Source organism: Pseudoalteromonas sp. SG43-5, from assembly GCF_014164345.1.
GTDB classification, from domain to species: domain Bacteria; phylum Pseudomonadota; class Gammaproteobacteria; order Enterobacterales; family Alteromonadaceae; genus Pseudoalteromonas; species Pseudoalteromonas distincta.
On record NZ_JACJFA010000016.1, the window covers coordinates 78232 to 99344 of the forward strand.

Below are 21113 nucleotides of genomic sequence, written 5' to 3' on the forward strand. Positions count from 1 at the left end.
TAGAGCCAAATTAAAAATAAGTAAAGTGATATTTTATTAAACAACATAAATAAATTTAAAACGATCTTTTTGGTAAATTATCGGATCTATTATGCTTTTTATTGTAGTTTTTTCATGTGGATATTGTTTTATATTTGTGAGCATTTATGTCTGAATAGGTTTTTTTGTAATCCAAGCAGACAGGCACATATCGCATGCTGCACGTCACTTTTTAAAGTTTGCGCAGCAGCACGTAGAGCAATATTTAAATACGCAGTGGGTGCGAAATGAATTACATAACTTAGATTTAAACTAGATTTAAATTAGGTTTAAAGTTAATTAATGTCGGGTGTTGAGTCTCTTAAAATAAGCTTTGGCTGAAACACGTGCTTTACTGTTATGCCGCTTTTTTTATAAATGTCTTTAAGTACTAAGTTAGCCGCAGCTCGGCCCATTTCGGGAACTGGGTTATCTATAGTAGTCAGTGTTGGGTAGAGGTAATTGGTGAAAATTACGTTATCGAACCCAATAATGGCTAAATCTTTTGGTAGGTTAAAACCGTGTTCGCGGGCGTATTTCATAGCACCCGATGCCATTTCGTCATTGGCACATACAAGGGCGGTTATTTGCGCTTTATTTTGAATAAAATGCCTTAAGCCGTCGCTGCCGCCGGTTTCTTTAAAGTCGCCTATGTAAAATAAGTTTTCGTCAAAGGTTAGGTTGTACTCTGCTAGGGCTTTTTTGTGGCCTTTTAAACGGTTTGACGCGTCTTCTTTAAACTGCGGGCCTGCTATGTACGCAATGTTTTTATGGCCTTTGTTGATCATGGCTTTAGTGGCTAAGTAGCCGCCCATTACGTTGTCGAGGCTAATGCAGTTTTCTTCAATTTCTTTAACGTAGCGGCTCATTAAGTAAATAGGGGTTTTGCCTTTACTTAACTCAATTAGATACTCGTTTGATACTGCTTCTACGTGGGCAATAATAGCGTCGCAATTACGGCCTATTAAAAACTCAAAGCCGCTTTTTTCTTTTTTCTCGTCGCTGTGCCCAGGGGTAATAATAACGTGTTTACCCGCAATACGAAGGTGCTCTTCAATGGCTGACATCATTTGACCAAAAAACGGACCATCCAACTCAGAAACTAAAATACCGACGCTGTTTGTAGTGCTAGACGCCAAAGAGCGAGCAATAGAACTTGGCTGATAGCCTAGCTCTTTCATTGCTTCTAATACCTTTTTTTTAGTTTTTTTGCTTACGTAGTCGTTGTCGTTAAGCACCCTTGAAACAGTTGATAAAGACACACCTGCCATTTCTGATACTTGATAAATTGTCGCCATTGATGTCCTAGCTTATATGTATTTTTACTCGCACTTTATAAAAAATATAAAGTGCGAAGGGTCATTAAAAGTTAATTTACACATTACTGCGTCTAATTGCTAAGTCTTCTGTTATTTTTTGCGTCATCGCTGAGGTAAGCGGATAAATAAGCATCAATGCGGCGCCTAAAAAAGCAAATGCGGCAGGTATCCAGCTCATAAGTAGTTGCATACCAGGTAGGGCTTGTGTAATTGTTAGCTCATCCATACCGTTATAGCCGTAGCCTGCAAGTACCACTAATACTAATGCACCTGCAAAACCACCACCGGTTTTTTGCACAAATGTACCCGCTGAATAAATTAAGCCTGTAGCACGGCGTTTGTTTTTCCACTCTGAATAATCGGCTGAATCACCAAGCATACTAAAAAATAATGTTGGCATCATCGCGGCAAAAAATTCAGCAGCGCAACCAAAGGTAAATACAGCAATAAGGTTATCACTAGGTACCCAGTAAAATGCAGTAGTGAGTATGCCGCTTAGCATTAATGATGCTATAAATAGGTTTCGTTTACCCATAATTTCGGCCAGTTTACCTGTGGCAAGTGCGCCAAATATAGATACAACCAACAAAGCAATAAAGTATTGCCCAGCCATGAGTTCATTAGCTACGTGGTACTTAAAGTAGTACGCAATTACACCGTATTTTATGCCATTAAACATCATGGTTAAAAAACCAATGCCGAGTAATACCAGCCAAGGTTTGTTGGTCAGAAGATCAACCATGTCGCGTTGTGAGCCCGTTAAGCTTTGTTTATCTTTATTGAGTAATTTTTTAATAACGAATGTCATTGCAGCCATAACAAGGGCAAAAAATACGCCGCTGTATAAATCGCGGTAATAAAAAAACAGGGTGGTAGCAAGCAAAGGTAGGATTATAAATGGCAGGCTTTTGGTTAAATCAAACAACTCTGATTTTAAATTCCCTTCATTTGAGGCGTGCGGTGTTACACGCTCTTTGGTGGTCGCAAACGTTATAATCATTAAAATAATAAGTAAGCTGGCAAATAGGTACATAGTAAGCTGATAGCCTTTGGCGTTGTCGCCGCCACCAAAAAATGCCACTAGCTCAGGTAAAAAACCCATAACCAATAAGCCACCAGTAAACGCACCTGCAAACCTAAAACCAGAGAGCTTTGTGCGCTCTGTATCGTCTGGTGTCATTACGCCCATAAGTGCCGAGTAGGGCACGTTACTTACGGTGTAAGCAAGCGTTAAACCTATGTAAGTTACGTAAGCATAAATAAGTTTATTGGTGGTGCTAAAGTCGGGTGTAGTAAAACACAACACCATAAACAAGCCCAAAAACGGTGCCGAATAGAGTATCCATGGGCGAAATTTACCAAAGCGCGACTGCGTTCTGTCGGCAATCATACCCATAATAATATCGGTTACGCCATCAGATAGCCTTACCACTAAAAACAACATGGCAGCGGCAGCCGCCGATATGCCAAATGTATCGGTGTAAAACACCGCTAAATAAGCAAGCGCGCCGCGCCACACTAAGTTAGCGCCGGCATCGCCCATGGCGTAACCGACTTTTTCGTATAAAGGGAGTTTGTTCACTGTGTGTGTTCTTATTGTTATAAGCCGAAAAATTATCGGCTAGTTATTAGGTTACTGTACGCTTTACCGCTGGCTTTAACAGTTCGTTTTTGTGTGTTGTAGTCTACGTGTACTATTCCAAAACGTTTTAAATATCCTTCAGCCCATTCAAAGTTATCCATTAGGCTCCAAGCAAAGTAGCCATCTACTTTTACACCTTGCTCAGCTGCGTTATGTAGGGCATTTAAATGCTCGTGGTAATATTCAATACGGTCGTTATCTTTGATTTCACCGTCTTTAAATTCGTCAGCCATGGCTGCACCGTTTTCGGTAATATAAATAGGCGGTAGGGTGTATTTTTCGTTTAACGATACAAGTAACTCTGTAAGTGCTTTAGGATAAATTTCCCAGCCTATATCGGTCATTGGCGCTTTATGTGGCAGCTCATGGTAAAAGTCGGTTTCGCTTGCTTGATAATGCATGCGGGTATAAAAGTTAACCCCTAGGTAATCTAGCGGTTGAGCAATTATTTCCATGTCGCCATCTAAAATATCTGGGAGGTGGGCCTTAGGTAATTGCTTAATAATATCAGGGTATTTACCTTGCATTACAGGCTGCATGTACCATTGGTTTATGTAGTCATCAGCAAATGCAGTCGCTTTTAAATCGTCTTCACTTTGGGTAACTGAGTAACAAGGCGTAAAGTTAAGTACAATACCGTTTAGTGTATTTGGGCTATTTTTAGCAAGTACTTGCATAGCCAAACCGTGACCCAGTAATAGGTGGTGCGCGGCTTTACGACCAAATTCGCGACCTACTATGCCAGGTGCATGTACGCCTATTTCGTAACCTAAGTAAGAGCTGCAAAAAGGCTCGTTTAAGGTGGCGTAAGAGTGCACACGTTCCCCAAAAGCTTTGGTAATTAAATCTGTATAATGTGCAAATTCGTAAGCGGTGTTACGGTTTAGCCAGCCACCTTCATCTTCAATATGTTGTGGTAAATCCCAGTGGTATAGCGTTACAAAAGCTTTAATGTTACGACGTTTTAATTCATCTAAAATGTCGGTATAAAACTTAACGCCTGTCGGGTTTAAGTGACCGCTTTTAGTCATTACGCGCGGCCACGAAATAGAAAGTCTGTAAGCGTCTACACCTAATGATTCAATTAAGTTTATATCGTCTTTCCAGCGAGTGTAGTGCTCGCAGGCTACATCGCCATTTGAATTATCGACTATTTTGCCTTCTTTACTGCAAAAGGTATCCCAAATACATGGCAAGCGATCAGCTGCGCCGCCTTCAATTTGAAATGAGGCCGTAGCTACACCATAAGTAAAATTTTTGGCTAAAAGTGGTGAGCCACTAGGTAAAGATAATTGTTTCATTAAGAGAAAACCTCTGCTTCTTTTTTGGTAAAGTTTGCTTTGTATAGAGCGTATATTAAATTCATTATTGGAAGCGCTTCCATATTTAATTTGATTAATCACTAAGTATGGTATTTAATAACTTTAAGGAAGCGCTTCCATATTTAGGTTAGTGGCTATTGTTAAACAGGTCAATAGTTAAATTTAAATAACAAATAGGCACTCAAAAAATCACACTGACACAACACAGGGCTATAAAAATGAAAAAAAGCTTAAACACTAACAGGTTACACATGCTCCCTATTTTAATAGGAGGATTGTGCGTTTTAAGTGGGTGTAACAAACAAGAGATTAACGCAAATAATAGCCAAAGTGCCGTAGTCAAAAAGGCTGAACATGAGCAAGGTGATTTATCACTTTGGCCAACGCTTAAAAGCAAGGTAGTGAAAACGCCTGAAATTGAAAATACGATTGAACAATATTTAAAAACAATGACGCTTGAGCAAAAAGTAGCGCAGATGATCCAACCTGAAATCCGCGATATAACCGCTGAAGACATGCGCAAATATGGCTTTGGTTCTTATTTAAATGGCGGTGGCTCGTTCCCTAATGCTGATAAGCATGCAACGCCAGCCGATTGGATAACACTTGCTGAAAGTATGTATCAAGCATCGGTTGATGACTCAATTGATGGCAGTAAAATTCCAACTATGTGGGGCACTGATGCGGTACATGGTCATAATAATGTGATTGGCGCGACATTATTTCCGCACAATATTGGTTTAGGTGCAGCAAATAATCCTGCATTAATTGAGCAAATTGCAGCAGCTACGGCAATAGAAGTAATGGCAACAGGCATAGATTGGGTATTTGCACCGACTGTTGCTGTAGTGCGCGACGACCGATGGGGCAGAACGTACGAAGGCTACTCAGAAGACCTTGCAATTGTACGTGAATATTCAGCCGCAATTGTAAACGGATTACAAGGCAGAGCTGGTGATGATTTTTTAAGTGACAAACGCGTAATTAGTACTGTTAAGCACTTTTTAGGCGATGGCGGCACGGTAGATGGCGACGATCAAGGTGACAACATTGATAGCGAAGAGACGTTATATAACATTCATGCGCAAGGTTATATAGGAGGCTTAACCGCAGGTAGCCAATCGGTTATGGTATCGTTTAATAGCTGGAATGGTAAAAAAAATCACGGCAATCAATACTTACTTACCGATGTACTAAAAACAAAAATGGGTTTTGATGGCTTTGTTGTAGGCGATTGGAACGGGCACGGACAAGTTGCCGGCTGTACAAATGAAAGCTGCCCGCAAGCTGTTAATGCCGGGCTTGATATTTTTATGGTGCCAACGGGTGCTTGGAAACCACTTTATGAAAATACAATTAAACAAGTAAAAGCGGGCACAATAACAATGGCGCGAATAGATGACGCCGTGGCACGTATTTTACGCGTTAAATTACGCGCGGGTTTATTTGATAAACCAAGCCCCGCAAATCGAAAATATTCAGGTAAGTTAGAACTAATAGGTGCGCCTGCACATCGCGATATTGCCCGCCAAGCGGTACAAGAGTCGTTAGTACTGCTTAAAAACAACAACCATTTATTACCGCTTAACCCGTCAAGCAACATACTTATAGCAGGCGATGCGGCTGATAACATTGGCAAGCAATCGGGTGGTTGGAGTATTACGTGGCAGGGAACTAATAATCAAAATGCAGATTTTCCTGGAGCAACGTCTATTTATGCCGGATTAAAAACGCAAATTGAGGCTGCTGGCGGTAACGCTATCTTGAGCCCAACGGGTGAATTTAATACCAAACCCGATGTAGCCATTGTTGTATTTGGTGAAGAACCATACGCAGAGGGGCATGGCGATAAAGACAACCTTGAGTTTGAGCGTAACAATAAACGCTCTCTTAAAATATTAAAAACACTAAAGCAGCAAAATATACCGGTTGTTTCTGTGTTTATATCGGGCAGACCAATGTGGGTTAACAGCGAACTAAACGCGTCAGATGCATTTGTAGCAGCATGGCTTCCTGGCACTGAAGGACAAGGTATTGCAGATGTTTTATTAGCGGATGCAAGTGGGCAGGTACAATACGACTTTAAAGGTAAATTGTCGTTCTCATGGCCTAAATCGCCACTGCAAACCGCAGTAAATAAGGGCGATGCTGATTACTCACCATTATTACCCTATGGCTTTGGTTTAACCTATAAAGATGAAAGTACGCTTGCCAATAATCTAAATGAAGACTCAGGTGTTGATATTAGTAACCTTGCACCGCTGTCTATATTTAATGGCAGTTTTAAAACGCCGTGGCGTTTGTTTTTAAATTCAAACAGCGAGCAGCACCAAGTAGCAAGTAACAGTGTAAAGCTTGGCGGCATTACTTATCGCACTGAAGACAAAGCGATTCAAGAAGATGCGATGCAATTTAACTTTGATGGCACAGCATCCAGCTACATCGAAATTAATAGTAACTTTACTGAAGACAAAGTGGCCTACATTGAAGCAAATTCGGCCCTTAGCTTTAGCTATAAAGTAAACCAAATACCTAGCTCACATACATACCTTGCAATGAAGTGCGAACAAGGTTGTGGTGGCGAATTTGATATTACTAATGAGCTTGAAAATGCAGATTTAAATACATGGCAAACCATGAGTATAGATTTAACCTGTTTTGCTAAAAAGGGCGTTGATTTTGCCAGAGTAACCAGCCCTTTTATTATTAAAACAGCAGGAGAGCTTAGCGTTTCAGTTGCAGATATTAGCTTTGAGCCACAAAGCGCTAAAAGCGCCGTGGTTAAGTGTGAATAATAAAACCTAAAGTTGTTGTGTGTAACCAAAACCCTTAGTAATAAGGGTTTTTTATGCTGGGCAATATTGTTTTAAAAACTCATGATGTGGCGGTAATTGGCTAACGCGCTGTTCTATTTGCTGTTTAATACCGTGTAAAAAACGGGTGAGTTCTTCATCGCTCATCATGCTGGCTATTAAGTGATGCTGATTAGGCTCAATACCTTGACCAAGCATAACTTGCACCCACGAATCGACTCTAAAAATGTCGCCATCGTCTAAAAATACACGGCCGGTTTGTTTAAACAAATCAATTTTATGCTGAAGTGTTTTTGGCACCTCCATCGCGCTACAGTGTTGCCAAAACTCGCTGTCATCGCGATTAGTTACTTTGTAGTGCAGCACAATAAAGTCGCGAATATTTTCTATTTCACTTTTAAGCTGTTTGTTGTATTCGTCAATGGCGTGATTGGTAATGCCATTAAACGGAAATAAACGCATAAAGCGAATAATACCCGACATAATTAAGTGAATGCTGGTGGACTCAAGTGGCTCTACAAAACCGCTAGCAAGGCCAAGCGCTAGGCAGTTTTTGTTCCAGCCTTTTAAGCGACGCCCTGTTTTAAATTTAATAATACGCGGCTCTGTAAGCGTCTCACCTTCAATGTTATTTAATAGTAGCGCTTTGGCTTGTTCGTCATCCATATATTGGCTGCAATATACTAATCCGTTACCTACACGGTTTTGCAGCGGTATACGCCACTGCCAGCCGCTTTTGTGTGCAATAGATCGGGTAAGTGGCAATACGGTATCGCTGGTGGATTTTGTTTGCACGGCAATGGCGCTGTTACACGGTAATAAGTGCGACCAGTCTTCGTAGCCAGTATGCAATGCTTGCTCTATTAATAAGCCTCTAAAGCCGGTGCAATCAATAAAAAAGTCGCCATTAATATACTCGCCACTATTTAAAGTTAATGACTCTATATGGCCTGTTTTAGTGTTTTTTACTACTTTTTGTATTTTACCTTCAATACGTTTTACACCTAACGGCTCTGAAAATTCACGTAAAAACTGCGCGTAACGCGTGGCATCCATATGGTAGGCATAGTTAATGGGGTTTTGCTGATTAAACGCAAATTTACCGGCTTTAGCCGCTTGCAGCTCGTAGCAGTAATCGCCAAATGGGTTGTTTATTCCAAGTGCTTTACCTTGCAGCCAAAAGTGATGAAATTCACCCGCCCAACATTCTTTGCCTGTTGCGCCAAATGAGTGAAAATAGTGCGTGTTTTCATCGCCCCAGTTTTCAAAGCTAATACCTAATTTAAAACTGGCTTGAGTGGTTTTCATAAATGCTTGCTCGTTTATACCCAGCAATTTATGAAATGTACGAATAGGCGGAATTGTTGCTTCGCCAACGCCCACAGTGCCAATATCGTCAGATTCAACAAGGGTTACGTTTATATTGTTGCCAACTAATTTAGCAAGTGCTGCTGCAGCCATCCAACCTGCAGTGCCGCCCCCAGCAATTACTACGTTTTTAACAGCGTTTGTTTTAGTCATTATGTGGCTGCCCATTATTTGATAAAAGATGATTTAAAAGCGCGCGATTACTTGGCAGTCCGTTTAAACACTGCGCTATTTTTTCGCGGTTTTGCTGATAATAGTAATCCCCAGCACGTGGGTCGTTAAATGCATTTTGTGCAGATACTGTTTGTGTATTAAAGCCCATGCCATATAAAACGTATTGGTAACTGCTTGATGAAAACACTTCTTCGTTTTCAATAAAATCAAAGCGGCTAGGGGGCTGAAATTGCCAAAGTTTAAGTAAGTTTTGCAGGCGCTCGGGCGCGGTATTTAAATTACTACTATCTTGCCAATAAGGAGTGTCGTCGCGCTCGCTTAGCACATAATGAAGCTTTAAAAATTCAATAACGCGCTGCCAACGCGTGCTAAAACGATCATTAAAACGCGTTTCAAGCTGGCTCATGTGTGTGCGGTTTTGCGGGAGTTGCTCGCTTATCATGGTAATTGAAAGCTCAACCATGGCAAGTGCTGACGCTTCAAGTGGCTCTAAAAAGCCAGCTGACATACCCACGGCAACACAGTTTTTAATCCAAAATTTTTGCCTGTAGCCAGGGCTGAATTTTAATACGCGGTAGTTAAGTTGCTCAGCTTGTTGCTCACTGGTACTTTTAGCTATGTAGCTTTTTAATGTATTTGTGGCGCTTTCATCACTTTGATATTTACTACTAAATACATAACCTGTGCCACGGCGCGTTGGTAGTGCTATATCCCAAATCCAACCGTTACTTTGCGCAGTAGAAAGCGTTGCAGAGGCGATTGGTTGATTGATGTGTGCATTAGGTACTTGCGCTGCAACAGCGCTGTTATTAAATAAAATATGATCTTGCGCTATAAACTCACTATTAAAATGCTCACCAATTAAACGAGCACGAGAGCCTGAGCAATCTATAAATAAATCACCTGTTATATCGCCATTATTATTTGTTTTTAATGAGGCAATATAGTCATGCTCGTCGTTAATAACCTCGGTTACATCGTCAGTAATATGTGTAACGTTTAGGTTTTTAACGCAGTGATTTTTTAAAAAATCAGCAAATTTACCCGCATCTAAATGATAGCCATAGTTGGTGACTGCTGCGTATTCGGGTGTTTGTAATTGCTTTGGCGCAAGGGCTGCTTGGCATACAAAGCTTTGCATATTAACAACGTCGGCAAATTTTTGATTAGGCGCAATGCGTTGCCAGCTGGCGTGTAAATTGGTTTGCTCATAGCCTTGTGGATTCATAAAAGGGTGGTAGTAGTTTTCTCCCTCACTGAGGTTTCGCCAATTTATAAATTTAGAACCTTGCTTAAATGACGCGTCGCACTGGGTTATAAAATCAATTTCTTTAATGCCAATGCGCTGTAGCGTGTTACGCATTGACGGCCACGTACCTTCGCCCACGCCCAATATAGGCACATTTGCCGACTCGACTAACGTTACACTAAGGTGCGGGTGTTCGGCGGCTAACAAACCTGCGCTTAACCAACCGGCAGTGCCACCACCTAAAACGACTATTTTTGTTATTGATTTGGTCATGACTTAACACCCTAAAATTGATAACAATTAAACTAGCATTAATACTGTTTTAAATACAAAAAAGCCGCTAGTAAAAACTAACGGCTCTACTTTGTATTACCTTTAGAAGTTGTAACGCATACCAATATTGTAACGTGCGCCTAGCTGTTGTAGGTTCCACAATTGAACTGACGTACGGCCATGTTCTCGGCTGTTTTGTTCAGTAATGTTAAGGCCTTCAACAAAAAACGAAAGTTGCTCGCTGTAGTTGTACGCAACATTAAAGTCGATTTGATAATATTCTTCAGTAAAGCCTGGCTCATTTACGTATCGAGCTGCGCTATTTAAAAACTTATCACGCCAGTTGTAAGCAATACGTGCTTGAAAATCATCGTTTTCGTACATTGCAATAAAGTTAGCTGTATCGCTTAAACCCACTAGTGCAAATTGTGTTGTAGTAGGGTCAGCGTTTACATCAAAGTCTATGTCGCCATTAACTGTGGTGTAGTTTGCTTGCACACCAAAACCGCTTTCACCAAAAAAGTGCTGAAAGGCAATTTCGAAACCATCAATGGTGGCATTTTTATTGTTGGTAGGTACTTGCGCTGTAAATTCTAGTAATGGGTCATCGCTGTTAGCAATTACATCGTAAGCGGCTTCAAACTCTTCGTAGGTCATAGAGTCAAAATCAACGCCATTTTCTGTTGCGGCAACCATTTGAAATAAGTTTGAATCGGTTAGAGCAAGTCCGCGAGATTCTAGCTCAGCAATGGCAGCTTGTGCGCGAGGACCCGCTGTTGCATCGCGTAATCCGTAGTAGTTTTGCGTCATTGGTGTTAAACCAATAAAGTTTTCGATGTCTTTAGTGTAATAACCTACCGACACATAACTTGTTTCTGCAAAGTACCACTCAGCAGATACATCAATATTATCTGATTCTAGCGGCACTAAACCAGGATTACCCGTTGACGCTGTAGCCGGTGAAGAACCCGCTAAAAGAGTAGGGGCACCTGGTACACCAACAGTCGCTGCTGAACTTAAGTTATCGTAAGTTGGGCGAGCAATTGTCGTGCTATAAGAAAAACGCGCTTTTACGTTTTCAATTACTTCTATGTCAAAGTCAAAGCTTGGTAAAAAGTGATCGTAGCTAGATTTAAGGGTGAAATCTTCTTTAGCTGAGCCAAAACGAACGTTAAAGTCGTTATTACCTTCCCACGCTACTGCGTTAGGTAAGTCGATATTAGCCGTTGAGGTAATGTCGGTAGACTCTTGGCGCGCGCCAATAACAATGTTGTATGGCATATCGCCAATGTAACCGTTGTAAGTAAATTGCACAAACGCTGCGGTTATATCTTCTTCAATGGTGCGGTTAGTTGCAAATGCGCCATCGGCTGCAAAGTTAAATCCGTATTCTTCACCTGCCCAGTAACCAATTTGCGATGCGCTGCCGGTATAACCTTGGTTGTACGAACCCGATGTATCGTAGTCGTCAAACTCAGCTAAAAAGTTTGTTGGGTTTAGGTAGCCATCAGGTAGTTCGCCTGGGTTTTCTATACCCCAGTTACCCATAGTATTACGTGTAAGTGATTGCAGTGAATGGCTTTCCATAGAGCGAGACTCTATACCAAAGTCAATTGCACCGTTTTCAATTTCGTATTTACCATGGATTCTAAATTCCGTGATTTCAGACTCTTGGCGAGCAAAGTTGGAATCTAAAATAGACGTACCCACATCAGAGGCATCTAACGTGTTATTACAATTTAGGTTGTCTCGGCGACAATCATCAAAATCGATACTCATTGATGGCAGTTCGCGGCTAAAATCAACTTCTTGTGCGTTAACTACGTTTGCGCCTAAGCCTGCGTTTACCCAGCTGCCGTATGGTGCATCTGGTTTGCTAGTGGCTTTTGAATTGTGCGCATCAAACATAAAGCTCAACTCAGAGTTAAAGTAGTACTCAACGTTTAAACCAATAGAATCGTTTTGGTTAACTTGGTTTAGCTCTTGAAACGCTAAGCCTAAATCGCGTGTTTGCTGATCGCGACGTTCTTCTCGGTAATAAATAGGAGTTTTTACCGTGTTGTCGTCAAATGTTAGCGCGCTTTTGTAGTTATCCATCCAAATTGATTGCTCAGCACGGGCTTCGAATAAATCTTGCTTAGAATATGTGTAATCAAGCGTGGCTGTTAAATCATCAATTGGGCTGTATTGCAGCGTTAATTGCGCGTTTGTACGAGTACGCTCTCTGTCGGCAATGGTGTAGCGCAAATCTGATGGCATTGAATAAAGCTGGCCAACGGCGGGTGCATTAGTTAAAACAATATCGTCTGCAGCTTGTGGGATTGTGCCGTCAAAAGCTGATGTATTCCATTGATTTACAAACGCACCTGTTGATGAGCTATCGCGCTGTTGCATGCTTGCAGTTAACGAGGCACCAAATTTAGCTTCACTGTCGGTCCAGCTAATTAAGCCCGAAAGCTCTGGTGTTATGTCATCACCAACGCGGTTTGTTGAGTCGTGTAATGCTTTTACGCCAATGCTTGAAACAAAGCCTGGGTTGTCGAGCGGGCGAGCGGTATTAATATTAATTGTTGCGCCAATACCACCTGATGCAATGCTTGCTTTACCCGTTTTATATACTTCAACCGATTTAACGCTATCAGACGCTAAGTTTGCAAAATCAAATGCACGAGAGCTAGGTGTACCACCGCCTGCAGGCAAAGATGCCGCCGGCATTGTACGCCCGTTTAGGGTTACCATATTGTAGTCGGGGCCAAAACCACGAACCGTTACTTTAGAGCCTTCACCATTTGAGCGATCAATCGACACACCCGTAATACGCTGTAGCGACTCGGCTAAGTTGGTATCGGGGAATTTACCAATATCTTCAGCTGATATAGCATCTACAACACCAGCGGCGTCGCGTTTTAAACGAGTCGACTCTTTAATACTGCTTTTAAAACCAGTAACTTGGATTACTTCAACATCTGTATTTGCTTCTTGTGCATATACAGGCAAAGAGATTGATGCACCTAAAATCAGAGATAGGCTGGTCGCTATCTTTGTTTTTCTTACAATATGGTTGGACATTCGGTTTCCCTCGCGCTTTTATCATTATTATTAACAGCTTGTATGGGGCTGTTATTGTGTAGTTATAAATATTGTCAAATGTGTGGAAGCGCTTCCAGAAAGATCTGTTTAACTAGATTTTGTGGAAGCGCTTCCAGAAATGCTAGTTTATATTTTGAATAGGGTCAACTGTTGTTTTAATAAAATGAGACTAAATTGTTTTTAAAATGTATGTTTTTTGGATTTAATTTTATTTAAATTATAAATTACAATTGGTTATAAAAAACCGTTTGAAATAGTGCGGTAACAACATTTTATTATAAGAAAACCAATTATTGATTAATTTAGTTATTTACACACTTTTATAAGGTGTTTAAATCAGCTTTTAATACTAGCTAAAATTAATAAATTTGCCGTTGGTCACTCAACAAAAAATAGGTACATTTGCTAACTTAGCAAAAATGCCGATGTAGTGATTATGTACAACGCAATTGATGAAAACGCATCAAGCGGCGGTTCTATCTCAGTTTATTAATCGGTCATTAAAAACCAGTAGTTGTTTAAAAAATCGTTAATTAAATCACTAAAAAGTAACGTAGTTTTTGCAGAAGATGGTTTAAAAATAAACTTATAAAGTATTGCGCATAAGGTGTTGCGAGTCGCTAGTTTTATCGCTATTTTAAAGGCTCTCTCATAGATGGATTTTATTATGCGCATTAAATTTTTAGCGAGCTTTTATTCTTTCTTCTTGTTTGCATTGTTTGGTTGTGACGATCAAAGTATGGCAATTCAAGGTAGTCCTCAGCTAAATAATAATGTAAGTAACTCACCCTCTAATCTCAAAGTAAACACGCCTCCAGCAGCTCAAACAAACGAACCCGCTTTAGTAGTCGGTATGCTAGCAACACATTGTAAAAGTAATGAAGCAGCCTACATTAACGCAAAAATGCATAAAGTTGTGCGTAACCCAGATGAAAATACAGCCTATAAGTTAGAGCCTACCGATAAAGTGCTTTCTATTTGCGTTGCAAAAGATGACTCATCGCTTAGTTATCGATTTGGTAGAGTAAATGACATAGGGCTTGAAAAAGAAGCAACACCAGATGCACCATTTGGTAGTTACTACAGGCAAGTAGGGCGTATTGGCGAGAGTATTTTATTTTTTAGTAATGGCGAGTATCATTATTATATTATTAACTCAGGCGGTATGGGCAGCGGTGTAACCGTTAATGTTTATAAAAACGATGCATTAATAACTGAGCTGTTTTCGGGTAATGATCCTTACGATGATTTTGTTATAGCAACCGATTTAAATTTCCCTAAAAAATTGGTTAGCGAAAAACAGCCATTTAATAAGCAAATGCAGTAAATAATGACTCCACACCAGCAAAATGTAATAGAGCAAGGGCATTGGTTTAAAAACCGTAGCGCTTATTTAAAAAGCTTTTTACTAACGCAGGGCAAAACGCTCTCGCTAAAGGCTCAGCAGTCATTATTTTTGCGAGGTGATAAGCACGATGGAATTTATGCAGTGCTTAGCGGCGTGGTGCGTATTAGTGGCGTAAGTAACGAAGGCAAAGAAGCCGTATTGAGCTTTATTGATTCATCACTGTGGTTTGGCGAAGTTACCTTGTTTGATGGTGGCCTGCGCACTCATGATGTATATGCACAAACTGATGTTGTTCTTTTTTACGTGCCCCAACGCGAGCTTGAACAGCTATTAAACAAGCAGCCACAATATTGGCAAGAGTTTGGTTTATTGCTGGCACAAAAGTTACGCCTAATGTTTACCTCAATGGAAGATCACGCATTACTAAGCGCTGAGCAAAAAGTATGCAATCGACTTTTAATGCTTAGCGAACATACAGAGCACTTAACACCGCTTGTTTTATCTCAGCAGCAACTTGCTGATATGACCTACCTAACACGCCAAACTATTAATCAAATACTGCAACAGCTTGTTAGCTTACAAGCCATTAGTTTAGGGTATCAACGCATAACTGTTTTAGATAAACAAAAGTTACAGGCGCTTGCTACACAAGCTTAAATAGAGACTTTTTTATTTAGTTGGAACCAAAATTGCTACAGATAATGTAACGCAACAATGGATTTGAGCTAATGACTACAATAACCTTTAAAAATCAATATAGTAATTATAACTCTCCTACAGTAAATAAAGCGGCAGGTTCAAGCGAAGTTGCGGCAACTAATACCCTCCCTAATGAAAAACTAAATGGTGTTAAAGGCATAAGCTCAACGCCTAAAGATCAAACGTTTTTAGAAAGTGCCCAAGAAGCACTGGTTTATCAGCGCTTAGGCGTAAACAAAAACAAGATAGACGAGCTAAAAGCGACAATAGAAGAGCTCACTAAAGAGCTACAAGGTCAGGGCGCAGACCCTAGCGCAATTGCTGATAAAATAGAGGAACTTCAAAAAATGCTTGAGCAAGAGTATCAAAAAGGTCGCGAGCGAACGAATATGAAAGGTGAGCATGAGCCGGGTAAAATAATTTCTGCATTTGTTTAATTTACACAATGTCGGATACCTGACATTGTTGCTGTGCTTACTTTTGCTAAAGTAAGTTTTAAATATAAAAATAAAGGCAAAACAATGAAAACACTTCAACAGCAACTTGGTAAATATGGTTTATATCATCGTTCTAAACGTAATGTACTAACGCACTTTATTGGTATTCCGCTCATTGTATTTGCAGCGTTGTGTTTACTAGCGCGTATTCAAATCCCCCTTGGTAGTGTAGTAATTGATGGCGCACAACTTTTTGTATTAGCGTCGGTTGTTTATTATTTTATGCTGAGCTTTTCGCTTGGCTTTATTATGACCGTGATATTCACTTTACTCCTTGTTGGTGCTCAGCCTATTGCGGCAATGGCGTTTTGGCCTTGGTTGAGTATTGGCGTAGGTGTGTTTGTATTTGGCTGGGTATTACAGTTTATTGGGCACTATTACGAAGGTAAAAAACCGGCGTTTGTGGATGACCTAATTGGTTTAATTATTGGCCCTTTGTACGTAACTGTTGAACTACTATTTTTAATGGGTTTTTACAAAACATTAGAAGATGAAGTAAACGCAATAGCAGGTCCTACAAAGGCGTAAAATACTTTACTAAGTACCTTTATAAAACCTAATAAATAACAATAAAAGGGCAGATAACGCATGCAATATAATAATAAAACCGTGTGGATCACCGGCGCATCATCAGGTATTGGTAAAGAGCTTGCTATACAATTTGCCGAGCTTGGAGCGCGTGTTATTTTATCGGCGCGCAATGTAGATAAACTAAACGATTTAAAAGCAACGCTTAAAGGCGAAGGGCACTTAGTTGTGCCGCTGGACTTAGCCCAGCCAGAACACGTACTGAGCACAATAACAGCAAAAATGAACGAGCTTCCTGCAATTGATATTTTAATTAATAACGGCGGCGTATCGCAGCGTAGCTTATTTTTAGAAAACGACTTTAACGTGTATCGCCAATTAATGGAGGTTAATTACTTTGGCTTAATTGCACTTACTAAAGCTATATTGCCTACTATGGTGGCAAGGCGCAGTGGCTCAATTGTGTCTATTAGTAGTGTGGCGGGTAAAGTTGGGTCAAAATTTAGAACAGGTTATTCGGGTTCTAAATATGCGGTGGTTGGTTTTATGGATTGCCTACGAGCAGAAGTAGCACAACATAACATTCATTGTTTAACAATTTGCCCAGGCTCTATTAAAACAGCAATTGCGCATAACTCATTAAACGAGCAAGGCATAGCGCAAAATAAACCAGAAGTGTCGATAGAAAATGGGATGGATGTAAGCGTAGCGGCTTCAAAAATGATTCGTGCCATTAGCGATAAAAAAGACGAAGTGATTATTGGCAAAGGTTTGAGTGGTTGGGCGCCTACAATTAAGCGCTTTTTTCCTACTTTGTTTAATCGCATTACTGCAAAAACAAACTATAGGTAGCGTCGTTTATTTCAAAGGCGTAAAATGCCGTAAATTTGATCAATTTAGAAAAGGATTCTAAATGAAGTATTTATGGCTGAGCCTGTTTTTTATTGTATTAATTTGGTCTGGTATTAATCCAAAAGATCAATTTACATGGCTGCTTGAAGTTATCCCCGCAATTATTGGTTTAGTGCTGCTAGCAAGTACCTATAGCCACTTTAAACTTACCCCTATTTTATATACATTTATTTTAGCGCATTGCATAGTGCTGATGATTGGCGGGCATTACACCTACGCCGAAGTCCCTTTTTTCGATAATCTATTTGGTAGCGAGCGTAATAACTACGACAAAGTAGGGCACTTTTTTCAAGGGTTTGTACCTGCACTACTAGCACGCGAAATTTTACTGCGCAAAAAAGTAGTAAATGGTCGAGGCTGGTTAATCACTTTTGTTATTTCGGTATGTTTAGCATTTAGCGCGTTTTACGAATTAATAGAATGGTGGGTTGCAGTGTTAAGCGGCGAAAACGCAGAAGCGTTTTTAGGCACGCAAGGTTACGTGTGGGATACCCAATCAGATATGGGACTGGCGTTATTTGGGGCTATTTGCTCGCTATTAGTACTTTCAAAAGTACACGACAAACAGCTAAAAAACGTTAAAGATTATTTATAGGCTATAGGAACGTTCTATAGAAATGTTTATAAAAACATTGATAAAAAAGACTACTAACGTATGACAGCAAAAATTAGTAACTACTCAATCAGCACAGATAAAAGCAAACTTAACTTTAATGTTATTTATAACTTTATTGCTAACAGCTATTGGGCCAAAGGCATACCTAAAAGCGTGATGCAATCGGCTATTGATAACTCAATGTGCTTTGGTGTTTACAGCGCTCAAAACGAACAAGTTGGCTTTGCCCGAGTAGTGACCGATAAAGCAACCTTTGCCTATTTAGCCGATGTATTTATTGCCCCGCACTTGCAAGGTAATGGGCTGAGTAAGTTACTTATTAAAACAATAGTAGAGCACCCTGAGCTACAAGGGCTCAGGCGCTTTTTATTAGCAACTTCTGATGCACATGGTCTTTATGCACAATACGGGTTTAAACCGATAGACAACCCCGCACTACTAATGCAAATAAATCCTGAGAATGTGTATGGTGATAGTAAGTAGAGAGTACTTTCTAAAGTGGGGTTATTATTTTTATGATTCACTATATAGCTAATTAGTAAGCTGTTTTTTGATGTTATAAACTTTTTGGCGGTAGATATTAATACTCTTTTAAATACGATATTTTTTCTTCATTGATAGAGCATAAGAAAGTACAAATAGAGCCACCCACCAAGCAGCAAATACCCACAATCCAGGCTTAAGTTCACACCATTCTTTAATGTTAATAACACCATATATAAACAAACCTAGAGAGATGAGTGGTAAAATAAATAAGGAGTAAAAAAGATATTTAATAAAGTTTGATAGAAGTTTTTGATACAGTTTATGCTCATTATCAGAGCGAAACTCGATCATTAAAAAAATACATTGTGAAGATATAAGCAAAAGTATTACTTGTAATAAACACCAGCCTAAAGCCGCCAAAATTGCGATCCATTGCATTGTCATTTTCGTTTTCCTTACCTTTTTACTTTAACAGATTGCTATAAAGCTATTGGTATATTTTACCTTTGTGTTTTAACCAACCACCAACATGATATCCGTTGGGATCTTTATGAGTCCAGTGTACTACGGCCACTTTTTTATTCCACTCATACTCTCTATAAAATTGAACATTATCACTTTTCGAAATCAATTTAATTTTTGGGGGTAGGTCAATGTTATGTGCGATTAAAATAGTAATGCTGAACTTAATTTAAGAATAAACTTTTGATGACGCCAGCCTTTATTATCGACGTTTAATATAGGAATCTTTTCGTCAACGACTGAGCATTAACGGATGAATATCAAGCGTCTTAGCAACCTCCTTTATCAAGACATCGTCTCGTAAGCTTAGTTCGACTGCTTTGATTTTGAAATTAACTGGGTAAAACCGTGTCTTTCTAGCTTGAGTATATCTAGGCATTTTAGTCTCCTCATAGTGATGAGGAGGTGTCCACTAAAACGGGTGAGGAGCACAGTCCTTTTGAGTGACTTGTTATACGTTTTTGCTGCGCTCTTTCAGTAACCGTCCCTTTGCAACTGATTCATTTTTTAAAAAGTTAACCATGAAATGATAATCAGGGTGTGTTTTTAAACTACGACTAACAAAATAAACGTTAGTTGTATTAATAGAGAATGTTTCTCTAATATCCGCCCCTGGATTGTTGCCTGCTAACAAGCTAAATTTGAGTCCAGGAATATTAAACACTATATGTTGGTAGCCATCATGGTTTTTAACTGTTGGAAAACCCATTGTTGGTTTATCTACTATTTGATTATCAACATATACAGCTAGGTATGTATTTGCAGGAAATTCAGTATTTCCTAATAGGTAATCTGAAAAAGCAACCATGCTTTCTTCACGAATTGAATTCTTTGTATCAGGAATACCGTACCCGCTCCAATCTGTTACGGACAATCTCCAAGCAATGCTTACAGCAAAGTACATGAAATTAAGTGCTATTTTATCGTTGGAAGGAAAATACCATCTTTCATCTTGTACATGAGACAACGCTTTAAATTTTTTTATCTTTGTAGCTAGTTTAAAACCGTTAGGTCGAGCCATAAAAGAAATTACTTTTTCTTCCCCATTTTTGGAGAATTTCAATTCACAACTTTCACAAAGTAAATGTTTTTTAGCTTGCTTGTCTGTATAGGCTGCTGATTTATCTGAGCCATTAATCAAAACAATGTTTTGTCCGTGTTCAGGGAAACCTTTACTAATTGATCGGTAAATAGCTTTAGGCATAAAGTGACTATCTTTAAGCTTCGCTGATTTTCTACACAATGCACAGAGTCCGTTCACCAAACCTCCTTAAACGTATAACGCCTACGTAACCAGCCAGAAATGTGGCGGGCAGTTTGTGTGAAAATGGGCGCAGCCCATACACAAATTGAGCGACGCATTTCTGGTCTGGTTTACGTACTTGTTATACGTAGCTACAACGGAGACCAATTTTTATATTTTTGTTTTCTAGCTAACTCAACGGCATTAGTTATTTCGTCACGTTTTGAAGTTGCGCAGAAAACCAAGTATTCCTCAATCTTTTTACCTGACCAACCAGGAGCAGCAGCTAATACCCAAAAGTGCATTCCATCATTTTTGTTTTGAGCGGTAACATAATTAATTATTTTTTCTATATGTAGATCTACTGGAACGATCTTGAGCATTGCCATTGCTCGAATAGCTCCGTCAACTAGCATATCGTTACCTGAATCTATGGCATCAAATACCGCTGTAACATCCTGTTCATTTTTCATTGATAATCTTTGGATTGCATCACCGATAGCAACATAGACCATTGTTGCTTCGAATTTTCGGTGTCCCAGTGCTTGAAGGAAATCTAGGGCAGGTTTATAGCCGCATTCACCAATGGCCATAACCATTTGGTACTGAGTTTCCCAAGTACGCAAATCTTTAAGTTCTTCTTCCAAAGCACTTAATAGAAAAGGGCCTGCATCGATATTTTTAAGTTTGCGTAATTTCTTAGCCGCAGAGCGTCGTTTAGGTGACTTTTTATCTTTAAGCTGAGAAATAATTTCATCTAGCACAAAACTCTCCAGTACGTATAACGCCCACAATAACAGGCTAAAAGTGGTTGGCTAAAATTTAGGAACGAAGTGACTAAAGCCAACCAGTTTTAGTCCTTGTTGATTTGCCTTGTATGGATAATAAACCCATAAATTAATTAATACTTTAACCAAGTTCGGGTAATGTGAGGCCCAAGCTTTGGCTGCAACCAAAGCCTTTTATACAGTAGTTCGATTGATTGAAGGCTCCT

18 protein-coding genes and 2 pseudogenes are annotated in these 21113 nt (G+C 39.7%); 9 read left to right on the forward strand and 11 right to left on the reverse strand.

Features of this window, described 5'->3' with window-relative positions; translation table 11 throughout:
• Positions 1-160: 160 nt before the first annotated feature.
• A pseudogene (locus tag H5161_RS20170) lies at positions 161-295 on the forward strand (LysR family transcriptional regulator); the annotation flags it as partial.
• A 19-nt stretch (positions 296-314) separates the two neighbouring features.
• On the opposite strand, the gene H5161_RS15520 reads toward H5161_RS20170, so the two are convergent.
• The 3 genes from H5161_RS15520 to H5161_RS15530 all read right to left on the reverse strand — a co-directional run bounded on the left by H5161_RS15520 (position 315) and on the right by H5161_RS15530 (position 4280).
• Positions 315-1316: a LacI family DNA-binding transcriptional regulator gene (locus tag H5161_RS15520; protein WP_002961833.1), complete on the reverse strand. Its 1002-nt coding sequence runs from the start codon at positions 1314-1316 to the stop codon at positions 315-317.
• Positions 1317-1392: 76 nt separating this feature from the next.
• Positions 1393-2919, reverse strand: coding sequence for an MFS transporter (locus H5161_RS15525; RefSeq protein ID WP_149604933.1), 1527 nt, complete (start codon positions 2917-2919; stop codon positions 1393-1395).
• Positions 2920-2951: 32 nt separating this feature from the next.
• Positions 2952-4280, reverse strand: coding sequence for a GH1 family beta-glucosidase (locus H5161_RS15530; protein ID WP_182753985.1), 1329 nt, complete (start codon positions 4278-4280; stop codon positions 2952-2954).
• Between the two features lie 239 nt (positions 4281-4519).
• Here H5161_RS15530 and H5161_RS15535 point away from each other — a divergent pair, with 239 nt between their 5' ends.
• A complete protein-coding gene (locus H5161_RS15535) occupies positions 4520-7096 on the forward strand; it encodes an exo 1,3/1,4-beta-D-glucan glucohydrolase (protein ID WP_182769623.1) in 2577 nt (858 codons plus the stop codon).
• Positions 7097-7147: 51 nt separating this feature from the next.
• On the opposite strand, the gene H5161_RS15540 is transcribed toward H5161_RS15535, so the two are convergent.
• From H5161_RS15540 to H5161_RS15550, 3 genes are all read right to left on the reverse strand, one after another.
• The gene (locus H5161_RS15540; protein ID WP_182769624.1) at positions 7148-8635 is read right to left on the reverse strand and encodes a tryptophan halogenase family protein; all 1488 of its coding nucleotides are present in this window, start codon (positions 8633-8635) and stop codon (positions 7148-7150) included.
• Positions 8628-10178: a tryptophan halogenase family protein gene (locus H5161_RS15545; RefSeq protein ID WP_182769625.1), complete on the reverse strand. Its 1551-nt coding sequence runs from the start codon at positions 10176-10178 to the stop codon at positions 8628-8630. The genes H5161_RS15540 and H5161_RS15545 overlap by 8 nt, the downstream gene beginning before the upstream one ends.
• A gap of 102 nt (positions 10179-10280) precedes the next feature.
• Positions 10281-13247, reverse strand: coding sequence for a TonB-dependent receptor (locus H5161_RS15550; RefSeq protein ID WP_182673474.1), 2967 nt, complete (start codon positions 13245-13247; stop codon positions 10281-10283).
• Positions 13248-13923: 676 nt separating this feature from the next.
• On the opposite strand from H5161_RS15550, the gene H5161_RS15555 reads away from it, so the two are divergent.
• The 7 genes from H5161_RS15555 to H5161_RS15585 all read left to right on the forward strand — a co-directional run bounded on the left by H5161_RS15555 (position 13924) and on the right by H5161_RS15585 (position 18351).
• On the forward strand, positions 13924-14595 hold the full coding sequence (locus H5161_RS15555; protein ID WP_182769626.1) for a hypothetical protein: 672 nt from the start codon (positions 13924-13926) through the stop codon (positions 14593-14595).
• Positions 14596-14598: 3 nt separating this feature from the next.
• Entirely contained in the window at positions 14599-15273 is a 675-nt protein-coding gene (locus tag H5161_RS15560; RefSeq protein ID WP_182769627.1) for a Crp/Fnr family transcriptional regulator, read from the forward strand.
• A 71-nt stretch (positions 15274-15344) separates the two neighbouring features.
• Positions 15345-15752, forward strand: a complete 408-nt coding sequence (locus H5161_RS15565; RefSeq protein WP_182769628.1) for a hypothetical protein — start codon at positions 15345-15347, stop codon at positions 15750-15752.
• A gap of 84 nt (positions 15753-15836) precedes the next feature.
• Positions 15837-16340 (forward strand): DUF962 domain-containing protein, encoded by a 504-nt coding sequence (locus H5161_RS15570; RefSeq protein WP_182769629.1) that lies wholly within the window; start codon positions 15837-15839, stop codon positions 16338-16340.
• A gap of 60 nt (positions 16341-16400) precedes the next feature.
• Positions 16401-17192: an SDR family oxidoreductase gene (locus H5161_RS15575; RefSeq protein ID WP_182769630.1), complete on the forward strand. Its 792-nt coding sequence runs from the start codon at positions 16401-16403 to the stop codon at positions 17190-17192.
• Positions 17193-17253: 61 nt separating this feature from the next.
• Entirely contained in the window at positions 17254-17847 is a 594-nt protein-coding gene (locus H5161_RS15580) for a DUF2238 domain-containing protein (RefSeq protein ID WP_007583339.1), read from the forward strand.
• 60 nt (positions 17848-17907) lie between these two features.
• A complete protein-coding gene (locus H5161_RS15585; protein ID WP_182769631.1) occupies positions 17908-18351 on the forward strand; it encodes a GNAT family N-acetyltransferase in 444 nt (147 codons plus the stop codon).
• A gap of 108 nt (positions 18352-18459) precedes the next feature.
• On the opposite strand, the gene H5161_RS15590 is transcribed toward H5161_RS15585, so the two are convergent.
• The 5 genes and pseudogenes from H5161_RS15590 to H5161_RS15610 all read right to left on the reverse strand — a co-directional run bounded on the left by H5161_RS15590 (position 18460) and on the right by H5161_RS15610 (position 20883).
• Positions 18460-18798 (reverse strand): hypothetical protein, encoded by a 339-nt coding sequence (locus H5161_RS15590; RefSeq protein WP_024597909.1) that lies wholly within the window; start codon positions 18796-18798, stop codon positions 18460-18462.
• Positions 18799-18841: 43 nt separating this feature from the next.
• Complete coding sequence (locus H5161_RS20175; RefSeq protein WP_232007048.1) at positions 18842-18985, reverse strand: DUF3465 domain-containing protein; 144 nt, start codon at positions 18983-18985, stop codon at positions 18842-18844.
• Between the two features lie 126 nt (positions 18986-19111).
• Positions 19112-19255, reverse strand: a pseudogene (locus H5161_RS15600) (transposase); the annotation flags it as partial.
• 72 nt (positions 19256-19327) lie between these two features.
• Positions 19328-20137, reverse strand: a complete 810-nt coding sequence (locus H5161_RS15605) for a hypothetical protein (RefSeq protein WP_182696445.1) — start codon at positions 20135-20137, stop codon at positions 19328-19330.
• 134 nt (positions 20138-20271) lie between these two features.
• Positions 20272-20883: a HEAT repeat domain-containing protein gene (locus tag H5161_RS15610; RefSeq protein WP_182711615.1), complete on the reverse strand. Its 612-nt coding sequence runs from the start codon at positions 20881-20883 to the stop codon at positions 20272-20274.
• Between the last annotated feature and the right edge of the window lie 230 nt (positions 20884-21113).

Excerpts from the sequence above, each read along its gene's own strand:
- H5161_RS15520 (WP_002961833.1), bottom strand. The coding sequence starts at position 1,316 with ATGGCGACAATTTATCAAGTATCAGAAATGGCAGGTGTGTCTTTATCA.
- H5161_RS15530 (WP_182753985.1), bottom strand. The coding sequence starts at position 4,280 with ATGAAACAATTATCTTTACCTAGTGGCTCACCACTTTTAGCCAAAAAT.
- H5161_RS15535 (WP_182769623.1), top strand. The coding sequence starts at position 4,520 with ATGAAAAAAAGCTTAAACACTAACAGGTTACACATGCTCCCTATTTTA.
- H5161_RS15540 (WP_182769624.1), bottom strand. The coding sequence starts at position 8,635 with ATGACTAAAACAAACGCTGTTAAAAACGTAGTAATTGCTGGGGGCGGC.
- H5161_RS15545 (WP_182769625.1), bottom strand. The coding sequence starts at position 10,178 with ATGACCAAATCAATAACAAAAATAGTCGTTTTAGGTGGTGGCACTGCC.
- H5161_RS15550 (WP_182673474.1), bottom strand. The coding sequence starts at position 13,247 with ATGTCCAACCATATTGTAAGAAAAACAAAGATAGCGACCAGCCTATCT.
- H5161_RS15555 (WP_182769626.1), top strand. The coding sequence starts at position 13,924 with ATGGATTTTATTATGCGCATTAAATTTTTAGCGAGCTTTTATTCTTTC.
- H5161_RS15560 (WP_182769627.1), top strand. The coding sequence starts at position 14,599 with ATGACTCCACACCAGCAAAATGTAATAGAGCAAGGGCATTGGTTTAAA.
- H5161_RS15565 (WP_182769628.1), top strand. The coding sequence starts at position 15,345 with ATGACTACAATAACCTTTAAAAATCAATATAGTAATTATAACTCTCCT.
- H5161_RS15570 (WP_182769629.1), top strand. The coding sequence starts at position 15,837 with ATGAAAACACTTCAACAGCAACTTGGTAAATATGGTTTATATCATCGT.
- H5161_RS15575 (WP_182769630.1), top strand. The coding sequence starts at position 16,401 with ATGCAATATAATAATAAAACCGTGTGGATCACCGGCGCATCATCAGGT.
- H5161_RS15580 (WP_007583339.1), top strand. The coding sequence starts at position 17,254 with ATGAAGTATTTATGGCTGAGCCTGTTTTTTATTGTATTAATTTGGTCT.
- H5161_RS15585 (WP_182769631.1), top strand. The coding sequence starts at position 17,908 with ATGACAGCAAAAATTAGTAACTACTCAATCAGCACAGATAAAAGCAAA.
- H5161_RS15590 (WP_024597909.1), bottom strand. The coding sequence starts at position 18,798 with ATGACAATGCAATGGATCGCAATTTTGGCGGCTTTAGGCTGGTGTTTA.